The sequence below is a fragment of the Planotetraspora sp. A-T 1434 genome (genome assembly GCF_025420585.1).
GTDB lineage: Bacteria > Actinomycetota > Actinomycetes > Streptosporangiales > Streptosporangiaceae > JAOEGB01.
This window is the reverse complement of record NZ_JAOEGB010000042.1, coordinates 1-11,705: the sequence shown is the minus strand read 5'-3', so window position 1 is coordinate 11,705 and position 11,705 is coordinate 1. Positions and strand designations below refer to the sequence as shown.

General features: G+C 68.6%; 13 protein-coding genes. 6 read left to right on the top strand and 7 right to left on the bottom strand.

What is annotated here, in order from left to right; genetic code table 11:
- Position 1: 1 nt before the first annotated feature.
- Together N5079_RS33460 and N5079_RS33455 are read right to left on the bottom strand one after the other, a co-directional pair.
- The gene (locus N5079_RS33460; RefSeq protein WP_261588223.1) at positions 2 to 853 is read right to left on the bottom strand and encodes an ABC transporter permease; all 852 of its coding nucleotides are present in this window, start codon (positions 851 to 853) and stop codon (positions 2 to 4) included.
- A complete protein-coding gene (locus N5079_RS33455; RefSeq protein WP_261588222.1) occupies positions 850 to 1,818 on the bottom strand; it encodes an ATP-binding cassette domain-containing protein in 969 nt (322 codons plus the stop codon). The genes N5079_RS33460 and N5079_RS33455 overlap by 4 nt, the downstream gene beginning before the upstream one ends.
- 266 nt (positions 1,819 to 2,084) lie before the next feature.
- On the opposite strand from N5079_RS33455, the gene N5079_RS33450 reads away from it, so the two are divergent.
- Entirely contained in the window at positions 2,085 to 3,071 is a 987-nt protein-coding gene (locus N5079_RS33450; protein ID WP_261588221.1) for an NAD-dependent epimerase/dehydratase family protein, read from the top strand.
- A gap of 13 nt (positions 3,072 to 3,084) precedes the next feature.
- On the opposite strand, the gene N5079_RS33445 is transcribed toward N5079_RS33450, so the two are convergent.
- Entirely contained in the window at positions 3,085 to 3,264 is a 180-nt protein-coding gene (locus tag N5079_RS33445) for a hypothetical protein (RefSeq protein WP_261588220.1), read from the bottom strand.
- Between the two features lie 120 nt (positions 3,265 to 3,384).
- Positions 3,385 to 4,710 carry a hypothetical protein gene (locus tag N5079_RS33440; protein ID WP_261588219.1) on the bottom strand — a complete coding sequence of 442 codons (1,326 nt, stop codon included), beginning with the start codon at positions 4,708 to 4,710 and terminating at the stop codon, positions 3,385 to 3,387.
- 103 nt (positions 4,711 to 4,813) lie between these two features.
- On the opposite strand from N5079_RS33440, the gene N5079_RS33435 reads away from it, so the two are divergent.
- The 5 genes from N5079_RS33435 to N5079_RS33415 are packed head-to-tail and all read left to right on the top strand — an operon-like array spanning position 4,814 to position 8,226.
- Positions 4,814 to 5,464, top strand: a complete 651-nt coding sequence (locus tag N5079_RS33435; protein ID WP_261588218.1) for a glycosyltransferase family 2 protein — start codon at positions 4,814 to 4,816, stop codon at positions 5,462 to 5,464.
- Complete coding sequence (locus tag N5079_RS33430; protein ID WP_261588217.1) at positions 5,461 to 6,111, top strand: TIGR04282 family arsenosugar biosynthesis glycosyltransferase; 651 nt, start codon at positions 5,461 to 5,463, stop codon at positions 6,109 to 6,111. Before N5079_RS33435 ends, N5079_RS33430 begins: the two co-directional genes overlap by 4 nt.
- Complete coding sequence (locus tag N5079_RS33425) at positions 6,108 to 6,725, top strand: class I SAM-dependent methyltransferase (RefSeq protein WP_261588215.1); 618 nt, start codon at positions 6,108 to 6,110, stop codon at positions 6,723 to 6,725. The genes N5079_RS33430 and N5079_RS33425 overlap by 4 nt, the downstream gene beginning before the upstream one ends.
- Complete coding sequence (locus N5079_RS33420; RefSeq protein WP_261588214.1) at positions 6,722 to 7,819, top strand: molybdopterin-dependent oxidoreductase; 1,098 nt, start codon at positions 6,722 to 6,724, stop codon at positions 7,817 to 7,819. The genes N5079_RS33425 and N5079_RS33420 overlap by 4 nt, the downstream gene beginning before the upstream one ends.
- Positions 7,816 to 8,226 (top strand): hypothetical protein, encoded by a 411-nt coding sequence (locus N5079_RS33415; RefSeq protein WP_261588213.1) that lies wholly within the window; start codon positions 7,816 to 7,818, stop codon positions 8,224 to 8,226. The genes N5079_RS33420 and N5079_RS33415 overlap by 4 nt, the downstream gene beginning before the upstream one ends.
- Positions 8,227 to 8,754: 528 nt before the next feature.
- Here the strand turns inward: N5079_RS33415 and N5079_RS33410 are convergent.
- From N5079_RS33410 to N5079_RS33400, 3 genes are all read right to left on the bottom strand, one after another.
- On the bottom strand, positions 8,755 to 9,540 hold the full coding sequence (locus tag N5079_RS33410; protein ID WP_261588212.1) for a hypothetical protein: 786 nt from the start codon (positions 9,538 to 9,540) through the stop codon (positions 8,755 to 8,757).
- 1 nt (position 9,541) lies between these two features.
- The gene (locus N5079_RS33405) at positions 9,542 to 10,834 is read right to left on the bottom strand and encodes a hypothetical protein (protein WP_261588211.1); all 1,293 of its coding nucleotides are present in this window, start codon (positions 10,832 to 10,834) and stop codon (positions 9,542 to 9,544) included.
- 554 nt (positions 10,835 to 11,388) lie between these two features.
- Positions 11,389 to 11,562 (bottom strand): hypothetical protein, encoded by a 174-nt coding sequence (locus N5079_RS33400; RefSeq protein ID WP_261588210.1) that lies wholly within the window; start codon positions 11,560 to 11,562, stop codon positions 11,389 to 11,391.
- Positions 11,563 to 11,705: the final 143 nt, after the last annotated feature.

The window sequence follows — 11,705 nt, the reverse complement described above, 5'->3', positions numbered from 1 at the left end:
TCTACATCTTGCGGGAGTACGAGCGGACCGCCAGCGGGGCGAACACCGCGACGACGACCATGCAGCCGATGAGCGCCCAGCCGACCTCGGCCGTCACGGCCCCGTCGTTGAACAGGTCGCGCACCGCGGAGACGACGTGCGAAACCGGGTTGACCTTCACGAACGCCTCCAGCCAGCCGGGCAGCGTCTCGGCGGGGACGAAGGCGTTGGACAGGAAGGTGAGCGGGAACATGATCATCATCGAGATGCCCTGGACGCTCTGCGCGGAACGCGCCATCGTGCCCAGCCAGGTGAAGATCCACGCCAGCGACCAGCCCGCGATCACGGTGAGCGCGACGCCGCCGACGCAGCCGAGCACGCCGCCGCCGGGGCGGTAACCGATGACCAGGCCGGTGACGAGCGTCAGCACCGACGCGATGCCGTAACGGATCAGATCGGCGATCATCGGGCCGGCTAGAGGGGCGATCCTCGCGATCGGCAGGGACTTGAAGCGGTCGAAGACCCCCTTGTCCATGTCTTCGCGCAGCTGCACGCCTGTCGCCATGCAGACGGTCAGGGCGGTCTGGGCGAGGATGCCGGGGATCAGTACCGGGAGGTAGTCCGACACGCTGCCGGAGATCGCGCCGCCGAAGATGAACGCGAACATCGCCGTGAACAGCAGGGGCTGGATGAGGACGTCGAAGAACTGCTCGGGCTTGCGGCGCATCTTCTTCACGGCTCGCCATGCCATCGCCAGGATCTGGACCCAGGACTCCTGGACCGAGCTGTGGGACGTGGTGCGGGCCACCACGGCGGACGGGTCGACGCGCTGAGGGTTGAGGGTGGTCGGGCTCATGGTGCTCGTAGTGGTCATCGGACCGCCTCTATCTGGGGTTCGTCGGCGCCGTGGCCGGTCAGCGCCAGGAAGACCTCGTCCAGCGTCGGCTTGGCGACGCTCACCGAGGAGATGCCGAGACCCGCTTCCCGCAGGCTGATCAGGACGTCCGCGGCCCGGTTGGGGTCGGGAAGGGGGATGTTCATGCGTCCTGATTCCGGGGTCAGGACCGGTTCCTCGCCCAGCAGCCGGCGGACGACGTCCGCGGCTAGGGCGGTGTCGGAGCCGTCCGCGAGGCTGAGCTGCAGACTTGAGTCGCCGACCTGGGTCTTCAGGGCGTCGGGGGTGTCTTCGGCGACCTTTCGGCCTCGGTCGATTACGGCTACGCGGTCGGCCAGTTGGTCGGCTTCGTCTAGGTATTGGGTGGTAAGGAGGATCGTGGAGCCGTCGGTGACCAGCTCGCGGATGGTGTCCCACATCTGGCCCCGGGTTCTTGGGTCGAGGCCGGTTGTGGGCTCGTCCAGGAAGATCAGGGGTGGGCGGGTGATCAGGCTGGATGCGAGGTCCAGGCGGCGGCGCATGCCACCGCTGAACTGGGACAGGGGGCGGTCGGCCGCCTCCTGGAGGCCGAAACGTTCGAGTAGGTCGCCGGCGATGGTCTTGGCTCGGGCGCTGGTCAGGCCTTGTAAACGGGCGAACAGCCAAAGGTTCTCCCGAGCGGTCAGGTCGTCGTCTACCGAGGCGTACTGACCGGTGACGCCTACCAGTTGCCGGATGCGGTGGGGTTCCCGTCGGACGTCGACGCCGAAGATCTCCGCGTGGCCGCCGTCGATCGGGAGCAGGGTGGCGAGCATTCGGAGCGTGGTGGTCTTGCCCGCTCCATTGGGGCCCAGGACTCCGAAGATCTCACCTTGCCGTACGTGAAGGTCGATTTCGTCCACGGCCCGGAAGTCTCCGAAGTTCTTGACCAGGCTCTCGGCCCGGACGGCACTGAGGTCCGCCATGACGCGTCTCCTCTCTCCGCCGGGTACCTCCCGGCGTCCATGGAGAGCTTCCGCGTTGCCGGCTTCATCGCGGCTTCACGCTGGTTTCATCCCTGACCTGGCGGTTTCACCGGCTCCGGTGACCTTCTCCACTACGGCATGTCTGCCTGCCGCGTCGCGTGACCAAGGAGGCGCCGTCTGTCGAGGCTCAACGCACTTCTTACAACCTGCGAACGGCTCGCCTCGTAGGGTGCTGTCGCGGGACACCTCGGCCTAGTCTCGCGGGCGTGAAAGTCCTTCTCACCGGTGCGGCCGGGTTCATCGGAAGTCATGTGGCCGAGGCCATGGCGCGAGCCGGACACGAGGTAATCGGTCTGGATCTGCGTGCCGGAGCGGATGTGCGCGACGCCGACGCCCTTGACCGGATGTTGCCGGACGTCGATGCCGTGGTGCACCAGGCGGCCAAGGTCGGGCTGGGTGTGGACGTGGCCGACCTGCCCGACTACGCCTCCGTCAACGTGTACGGCACCGCCGTACTTCTGGCCGCGATGGCCAGGCACGGCATCGACAGGCTGGTGCTGGCCTCCTCGATGGTGGTCTACGGCGAAGGCGCCTACGGTTGCACCGAGCACGGCGAGGTCCGGCCCGGCGCTCGGGCCGAGGCCGATCTGGCGCGTGGCTACTTCGAGCCGCGCTGTCCGCACTGCGGGGCCGGGGTGAGACCGATTTCGATCGGGGAGGACGCGCCGCTGGATCCGCGCAACGCCTACGCAACGACCAAGCTCGCCCAGGAGCATCTGGCCGGCAACTGGGCCCGCGAGACGGGCGGGTCAGTCGTGGCGCTGCGCTATCACAACGTGTATGGCCCGCGGATGCCCAGAGACACGCCGTATTCAGGGGTAGCCGCGATCTTCCGATCCGCGCTGGAGGCGGGCCGGGCGCCCAGGGTCTTCGAGGACGGCGGACAGCGCCGTGACTTCGTGCACGTCCGAGATGTGGCCGAGGCGAACGTGGCCGCGCTGGAGGTTGGCCGGTCCGGCACTCTGTCTGCCTTCAACATCGCCAGTGGCGAGCCGCACACGGTGGGCGAGATGGCCGAGGCGCTCGCCACTCAGCGTGGCGGTCCCGCACCGGTCACGACGGGGGAGTACCGGCTGGGCGACGTGCGCCACATCGTGGCCTCGCCATACCTGGCGGAGAAGGAGCTCGGGTTCCAGGCGCGGATCGCCTTCGCCGAAGGCATGCGGGAGTTCGCGACCGCACCGCTCGGCTGACCGCAGTCCGGCCTCACCAAAGCGAGGCGATCAGCCCCTGAAGCAGCAGCCCGGTGACCGCCTGCGCCGCGAGCCAGGGCCGGCCGGGCAGTGCCCGTCTGGCCGCCTCCTCACCGACCAGTCGCCGTACGACCAGCGCGATCGCCACCGCGCGGAGCAGCCACAGCCACCACGAGCAGCAGGCCCGAGGCACCCGCCACCGCCTCTGCCCATGCCACCAGCACGGGCAGAGGCGGATGGTCGCGCACGTGGGTGGGATAGGCGGGCAGGTGTTTAGGTGAAGCCCGCCAGCCCGCCAGCCAATGTCAGGTGGTCACCAGGGCGCCTGAAGGGTCGCCTGAAGCAGCAGGCCCACGCCTACCTGCGCCGCCAGCCACGCTCGTGTTCTCCCCTTGGGCAGTGCGGCCGCCACGGGGACGAACCAGACGGCGTAGGGAATCCAGATCCGCTGGACCTCGCCGCGGGTGTAGCCGGACAGATCGAGCACGATCATGCCGAGCAGCGCCGCCGCTCCAAGTAGCGCGACCGGGCGGGGGAGGGACCGGATTCTCGGCACTGCGGCGGCGACCGCCGGACCTGTGATCAGCCCTAGGACCGCGAGGTTGCCGATCAAGAAGAAGGTGTACGGCCGCAGCGCCCCGGCATCCAGCTCCCACGCGATGCGCGTGGCCGAAACACCGTCCGGCCACCAGAAGCCGCCCGCCGCGAACAGGGCAGCCACCGACACGGCCCCCAGGACGGCACCGATGAGAACGCGCGTCGCGGGCCGCGCGACCAGCAGCACGACGAATGGGATCGCGGCGAAGGGCACCAGGCCGTAGCTCAGATAGGGCAGGGACCCGAGCAGTACACCTGCCAGGCTCGCCGGCGCCATGCCCTGCTGGGCCGTACGGTGTGAAGCGAGCGCCAGGAGAGCGGTCCCCCAGGCCGCGACGCCGAGGAACAGCGCGTCCATGCTTGTGGCCACGGAGATGGCCCAGGGCCCCAGCACGAGGTACGGCAGCGCCCGCCGTGCCAGTTCCTCTCCCGCCACGGAACGTACGGTTACGGCGACGGCCACGACGGCTGATGCGCCCACTGCGATCGCCAGGGCCGCAGCGGGGCCAGGGCCGCGGGCGCCGACGCGATCCAGTGCCCACAGGATCAGATCCGGCAGCGGTGGATGGCCCTTGACGTGCGTCGGGTACGCCAACAGCTCGCCGGTGAAACTCCGCAGCCAAGACAGCGGGCGGTCGCCCATGGCGGGAAGCACCGGCAGGTACTCGTTCCGGGCGGCGAACGGCGCGGCCAGTTGGGAGACGCCGTCGGACAGCGCGAGGGCGACCGTCCAGCCGAGTGTCGCCAGCCAGGCGGCGAGGAGGAGAGGGCGCCAGGACAGCCGGGCCGTGGCCGCCGGCAGGGCAAGGATTACCCCCACGCCGGCAACGAGTGCCGGGATGAGCTGCCAGGTCTGGAGGCGCAGGTGGCCGTGCAGTGGCGGGAAGGCGTCCAGGTGCAGCGCGTCGTGCGAGAGCAGCACCGCGCCCCAGCCGAACGCGACCACGATGAGTCCCGCCCACAGGCCCAGGGCGATCGTGGCCGCCCGCCTATGCCCGACAGTGATGGGCGGCTCTGTGTAGACCTGCTGGGTGATGGTCACGTGTCTCACGCTAGAGCTGGTCAACGGCTCCGCATGAGCCTGGAGACGATCCGTCATCGCTCCGTAAGGGTTGATCATGACTACTCGCTGTAGCGTCGCGATCATGACCATCGACGTGGTGCTCCCGTGCCTGGACGAGGCGGCGGCGCTCCCCTGGGTGCTGTCGCGCATGCCCTACGGTTATCGCGCGATCGTGGCCGACAACGGATCCACGGACGGCTCCGCCGAAATCGCCGCCGAACACGGCGCATCCGTGGTCCGGGTGCCCCAGCGCGGGTTCGGAGCGGCCTGCCATGCGGGGCTGCTCGCGGCGACCAGCGCGATGGTCTGCGTGATGGACGCGGACGCGTCCCTCGATCCGAGAGATCTGCCGGCCGTCTCCGAGCCCGTCGCGGCCGGATCCATGGATCTCATGCTGGGGCGGCGTGAACCCACGCGCCACGGTGCCTGGCCCCTGCACGCCCGGCTCGGCAACGCCGTCCTGGCATCGGCCCTTCGGCGCCGCGCCGGCACGGCCCTGCGTGATCTGGGGCCCATGCGCTGCGCACGCCGTGCCGATTTGCTCGCACTCGATCTGACCGATCGGCGGTTCGGCTATCCCCTGGAGATGGTGGTGCGGGCCGCCGAGGCGGGCTGGCGGATTGGAGAGGCAGGCATCCCGTACCACCCGCGGGCGGGGAGGTCGAAGGTCACCGGCACAGTCCGTGGCACGCTGCGCACGGTCAACGACATGCGGCGGGTGCTCGCGTCATGAAGGGGCAGATCGTCGTGATCGCGAAGGAGCCCCTGCCGGGTCGGGTGAAGACGCGGCTGACCCCGCCCTACACTCCTCAGGCGGCGGCCGCGTTGGCGCAGGCGGCCCTGGAGGACACCCTTCACGCGGTCGCGGCCACACCTGCCATCCGACGGGTGCTCTGCCTGGCCGGTGAACCGGGCCCGTGGCTGCCTCCGGGTTTCACCGTGCTGCCGCAACGCGGTGACGGCCTCGACGAGCGGATCGCCGCCGCGTTCGCCGACGCGCACGCGACCCTGGCCTGTCCGATCGTCCTGATCGGAATGGACACCCCGCAGGTGACCCCCCTACTGCTGGGGAGAGCCCTACACGCCCTCGGGTCTCATGACGCGGCCCTCGGTCCCGCCCGGGACGGCGGTTTCTGGCTACTTGGCCTGCGGCGGCCTGACCAGGACCTCGTGCGGGGGGTTCCGATGTCCCGCGCCGACACCGGGCACGTGCAGCTCCTGCGGATCAGGCGCGCGGGACTGTCCGTCCAGCTGTTACCAGAGCTCACCGATGTGGACACGGCCGCCGACATCGATGAGGTCGCCCGCCAGACGCCCGGGAGCCGGTTCGCGGCCGCCCTCGCATGTCACGCGCCGCCAACCGCCGAGGGGGCGGCGTGATCGGGGAGCTGTACGCGCAGGCGCTCGCCGGGCAGGCCGATCCCGAGGTCGAGTACCGCGATGGCCGCAGGGTCCCCCTGCTCGCACGCCGATGGTTGCAACTCCTGCCGGGAGACGAATCGCTGCTGCGGCGGTGCTCCGGCGCCACTCTGGACGTCGGATCCGGGCCGGGCCGCCTCACCGCCGCCCTGGCCCGGCGCGGCCTGCCCGCCCTGGGAATCGACATCAATCCCTACGCGGTCGAGCTGACCCGCGACGCCGGTGCCAGCGCCCTACTCCGCGACGTCTTCGATCATGTGCCGGGCGCCGGACGGTGGAGCCGCGTACTCCTGGCGGACGGCAACATCGGCATCGGCGGTGATCCCGTCGCCCTGCTACGGCGCGTCGGCGAGTTGCTCGCGCCGGACGGCCTGGCGCTGATTGAGCTGGACCGACCCGGTGTTCCCCTCCGGCGTGAGCGCGTACGGCTGCGCCACGGCGACGAGCTCGGGGCCTGGTTCCCCTGGGCCCACCTCGGCGTGGACCACATCGGGCGACCAGCCCGGGCAGGCGGCCTTAAAGTAGCCGAGCTGTGGACGGAGGCGACGAGATGGTTCGCCGCATTACACCGATGAACTTCACCAGCCGGCTCCACGACGAGCGGACCGCCTCCTGGCTCGGCATCTGGCTGGGCGTCAGCTTCACCGTGACGTTCATCACCGGCCTGATCAGCCACTTTCTCCAGGCTCCACCGGACTGGATGCTGTGGCCGTCCCAGCCCGTCAACCTCTACCGCTTCACCCAGGGTCTGCACGTGATCGGCGGGCTGGCCACGCTCCCACTGCTGCTGGCCAAGATGTGGACGGTCTACCCGAAGCTGTGGCAGCGCCCCGTGGTCCGCTCCGCCGCCCACGCGCTGGAACGAGGCTTCGTCTTCCTGCTCGTCGCCGGTTCGCTGTTCCAGTTGGTGACAGGGCTGTTCAACATCTCGTACTGGTATCCGTTCCCGTTCTTCTTCACCGCGGCGCACTACTCGACCGCCTACATCGTCTACGGCGCCCTGCTGGTGCATGTGGCCAACGAATGGGCCAAGGTCCGCCGGGCGCTCGATCCCCCTACCGCCCACGATGCGTCGCAGAGCGGGCCCTCGCGGCGCGGATTCCTCACCGCTGTGGCGGCGGCCTCCGGGGTCGTCGCGCTCACCACGGTCGGCGAAACCTACGCGCCGCTTGCCTCCCTGGCAGTGCTGGCGCCTCGTCGGCCCCGGGTGGGGCCGCAGCGTCTGCCGGTCAACAGGAGCGCCAGGGCAGCCCGTGTGATCTTGCCCGCCGACTACCGCCTGACGGTCTCCGGGGCCGTCCGCCGCCCGCTGGCGCTGTCCCTGACCGACCTCGCGGCCCTGTCCCAACACACCTCGGCGCTGCCGATCACCTGCGTGGAGGGATGGAGCGCGGACGCCACCTGGACCGGCGTCCGGCTTCATGACCTGCTCCAGTTGGCCGGGGCCGACGACGACGCACGCCTCAGGGTCGAATCCCTGCAGACCCGCGGAGGCTACGGAACCTCGATGGTTGGTCCACCCCATTGGCAGGACCCTCTCACCCTCCTCGCCCTCCGCCTCAACGGTGAGACCCTGCACCTCGACCACGGATACCCGTGCCGGCTGATCGCCCCCAATCGGCCGGGGGTTCTGCAGACCAAATGGGTCACGCGGGTGGTGGTCCTATGAAGGCACGCCTCGTCGTCTACGCCGTCGGCACCGGCCTGGTCGCCATCGGCGGGTACGGCATCCTGACCACGGCGTCCGTCGGCCCGTTCGGCTGGGCCCTGTGGTTCGCGGGCGTCGCGGTCGCACACGACTTCCTCCTGGTGCCGGTGGTCATGGCCGTCGGCCTGCTCATGAGACGTACAGTAGAGCCGTACCGCTCCTGTCTGGCAACCACGCTGATCATCATGGGTGCGGTCACTGTGGTGGCGTTGCCGTTGGTCCTCGGCTTCGGCAAGCGGCCGGACAACCTCTCACAGTTGCCACTCAACTATCCGCTCAACCTCGTGCTGGTCCTCCTCGTGATCGCCGCGATATCTACCGTCGTGCTGGCCCTCCGCGTGAAAGGTCCTGTGGAGCGGCGCAAGTAGCGTTCGACGCCCGCCCACATGCGTGGAGGCCCCTCCTCAGTGCCTGACGGTCCCGCATGCGGCGCGTTGGCACTGGCCGCCAGATGCTCCTGGGCGAGCTTGGTCGTGGCGTAGGCGTTGCGCGGGTCGAGTGGAGTGCCCTCCCAGATGACCGCGCGGTGCACCGCGGCATGGCACTCCCGGTAGGTCGGCTCGAAGCACCCACGCTGGAGGTCCTTGGCGGAGCGCGGGCCTGGTCGAACCCGGCCGTGCTCCGGACAGTCTGCGGGCGTAGGGCCGCGAAGCGCCGCCCTTGACGGCACGGCGGGCTTACCCCGGGAGTCCTCTTGGCGCTCCTGGATGTCGGACTGCGCTTTCGGCTGAGCCTGCTCGTCTCGGAAGCCGTCGCGGCCAGCGGGAGATGCAGCCCTGGTCGCTGGGGCTGACCAACCGGCAAATCGCCGACCGCCTGCACCTTTCGATACGGACTGTTGCCAATACCTGGCAGCGCTCCACGCTGCGACCGTGCGGCTTTCTTGGGAGAGATTCTCAGCCATTTCGATTGAGCGGGATCGGTTGTCCTGAGGGTGGTTTCTTCTGCTGGGCGGGGCGGCAGGTCGTTGTCGGTGCTGTCGAGCCGGGTGGCTGGTGTCGCAGAGTGTGGCTCGCCGGCCCAGCGGTGGACGGGCAGTCGGTGTGCGGCTTCGGGGGAAGGAGCCACACGACTGCCAGGATCGCGACGATCGCCAGTGCGGCGGTGAGCAGCAGGAGACGCCCGAGGCCTGCGGGCACCGGGCGGGGGCCGTCGTGGCCGACCGCGGCGAATAGTTGCGGGGGTTGCCGCGGGGGTGGAGAAGCCCGCCGGATGACGGGCGACCGTAGCAGGAACTTCCCCGCGGGTTCCACTGTGAACGCGTCCTCGTCTTTGAGGAATCGACGGTAGGTGGCGAGGGCTGTGTCGCGGCAGATGCGCAGGTCGTCGTCGTGGGGTTCGGAGATCGGCCCGTCGACGCAGACGAATCCGTAGATGAGTTGGAGGGGCCGGCTGTGCTGGTCACGCGGTGCGTGGTCGGCGGGTTCGGTTCCCGGTTCCGCGATGTCGGCGGAGGTGACCAGGTGGGTGCCGTGGACGACTGTGAGCGGGCGTCCGGCGCGGGTGGTCACGCCGATGACGTTCGCTTGATCCTCGTTGGTGCTCGGCACCACCGTGTCGTCCAGGATTCCGTAGTCGCGCTCGGCGACGAGGAAATCGGGGGCTAGGAGCGTGCGGTATCCGCGGTACCGCCCGCGGGCGACGAGGAACGGCCATGCCCGCGCCGATGAAATATCGCTCATGTCAGTGACCGTCGGACAGGCGGGAGTGCGGCAAGCGGCCTTCCAGACTGTCCACCTTGCGACGCATGTCGTGGAGGACACGCCGGCGCGCGAGGCGGAATTGTTCGATGCGCTGCTCGGCCTCGCTCAGCTCCTGGTCGAGGCGCATCTGTTCCTGGCTGGGTGCGTCCATCCGGGAATCGAGGAAGAAGCCGAGCAAGGAGTCGCCGACCACCGCTGCTGAGGGGCCGAAGGCCGCAAGCAGGGTGCGCCCGGCCATCTGGCCGGCGAAGGTGCTCAGGGAGGCCAATGCCTCCAGCGTGCTCTGCTGGGTTCGCCGGCGTACCTCGGACCTGAGGGCCGTGATGCTTTCGCGGTCGAGCCGGCTCTCGACCTGCTCGAACATGTCGGGGACGACAGCCGAGAGGGGGACGTCCACGTTGGTGGGGTGGACAGTGCCATCGGAATTCTTGACGATCTCTCCCGTGGTGTCGATCTTGGCGAAGTCGGGGCCGACAGCGCTCACCGGTATGAGGCGGACCACGCGGGTGGCGCTGTGAAGGTTCACCAGCGACCTGAAGTGATCATTGGATGTCAGCACGTTGTGAACGATGCTCAGGCGGGTGCTTTCGTCCGGGTGGAGGTCCACGAGGAGGTCCCATTTGGTGATGACGAAGCTGATGGGAGCCGATGCCTCGATCATGATCGGCAGCAGGGCGTTGAGAGTCCGCTCCAGATGGATCGGTCCTTCGGGGTGCCCGTCCAGGTGCTGCCTTATGTGGTAGCCGTCGATGACGCCGATGAGGGCGTCGGCCGTGTCGATGTGATCGAAGAGCTCTTTTTGCTTGGTGGAGCCGGCGTCCTGGAGTTCAGTGAGAAGTTCTCCGGCGTACTCCAGGTATTTCAGGTGGAGGATGGTGTGCGGGGTTCCGTTGATGCGGGTTTTCACGGTGAAGGTGAAGTGCCGCGTCTCCCCCTTCGCCGTGCCACGGGGCCAGGCGCCGGAGGACGCCGTGTCGGCCATCTGGATGTACCACTGGTTGAGTTGCAGCACGTCGTCGTGGGTGGCGGTGAGGAAGTAGCACTGGCCTGCGGGCGTCTTGAGCCGGTGATACATGCTGGCCAGCAGCAGCGTCTTTCCTGAGCCTTGCAGTCCCAGCGCCACGACTTGAAACGTCGGGGCTGTCTCTTGGACGACCAGCGGTCGGCTGGTCCGTGTTCTGCGAATTCTTCTGGCGAACAGGGTGAGGAGGATGGTCAACACAGTTACCGGTATGAGGGATATCCACCATGTCGTCGCCGTCCCGGTGGCCACTGATACGGCTCCTTAAGCGCGAGTATCACAGTTCCGAGGCGAGCGCTTTCCGCGCATCGCCGAGATTTCTTCCGTTTCCGGATCCTTCTCCGGTTGAGGAAGCACCGCATGAGTAGGGTCCTACTCATAACCGGGCTGTTTCTGGACGCTGAAGGGGGCGGACGCCTCTCGGGTCCGAGCAGGGCCTCGGCATGGTGACGTGATGTCCGGTTAGGGCTCGGCTTGGTGAGGGTCTGCGGGTGCCGAAAATTCCTCCGTGCGGGTCACGGAGGCGACGGGCGATTATGCGCTTCGAGTCTGGCGGCGCGGGGTAGCCCAAGGAACGGCATGATGATCTATCGTGCTGCTGCGCTTGGCCTACCTCGCTGTCACGAACACCTTCTCGTTATACGGCTATTGCCGATGACCGAGCGTGACAAGGAGATCGAGATTCTGGTGCTACGACATCAGCTGACGGTCTTGCAGCGAGGTGGCCAAGCCTGTGTTCAGGCCGGATGACCGGTTTCTGCTCTCAGGATTGCTCCATCATCTGTCGATGGACAGGCTCCGACACCTTACGTCACCCCGAGCAGGGCCACCCCGGTGACCAGGAGGATCGCAGCGAGCGCCAGCCGCACCAGGCCGGTGGCCGTGTGTACGTCGACCGCGGCATCCGGGCGCAGCGCCGCCAGCGGGCTCACCCGGACCACACGCCGGGTCGGCAACCAGGACGCGACCATCGTGACCACCAGGCCGACGGCGAACCCCCCAGCAGCCAGAGCGTGGGCAGCTCGGCGATCTCCGCGGCGCTGCATTAGGTCGTGGCGGGGGCGGTGCTTTCGCGGACGACCAGTTTGGTGGCGAGTTCCACCCGGGTGGTGTCGAGGTCGTG

What these genes read in the sequence shown, in the direction of transcription:
- N5079_RS33435 (WP_261588218.1), top strand. Translation starts at nt 4,814, where the DNA reads ATGACCATCGACGTGGTGCTCCCGTGCCTGGACGAGGCGGCGGCGCTC.
- N5079_RS33420 (WP_261588214.1), top strand. Translation starts at nt 6,722, where the DNA reads ATGAACTTCACCAGCCGGCTCCACGACGAGCGGACCGCCTCCTGGCTC.
- N5079_RS33410 (WP_261588212.1), bottom strand. Translation starts at nt 9,540, where the DNA reads ATGAGCGATATTTCATCGGCGCGGGCATGGCCGTTCCTCGTCGCCCGC.
- N5079_RS33460 (WP_261588223.1), bottom strand. Translation starts at nt 853, where the DNA reads ATGACCACTACGAGCACCATGAGCCCGACCACCCTCAACCCTCAGCGC.
- N5079_RS33455 (WP_261588222.1), bottom strand. Translation starts at nt 1,818, where the DNA reads ATGGCGGACCTCAGTGCCGTCCGGGCCGAGAGCCTGGTCAAGAACTTC.
- N5079_RS33415 (WP_261588213.1), top strand. Translation starts at nt 7,816, where the DNA reads ATGAAGGCACGCCTCGTCGTCTACGCCGTCGGCACCGGCCTGGTCGCC.
- N5079_RS33430 (WP_261588217.1), top strand. Translation starts at nt 5,461, where the DNA reads ATGAAGGGGCAGATCGTCGTGATCGCGAAGGAGCCCCTGCCGGGTCGG.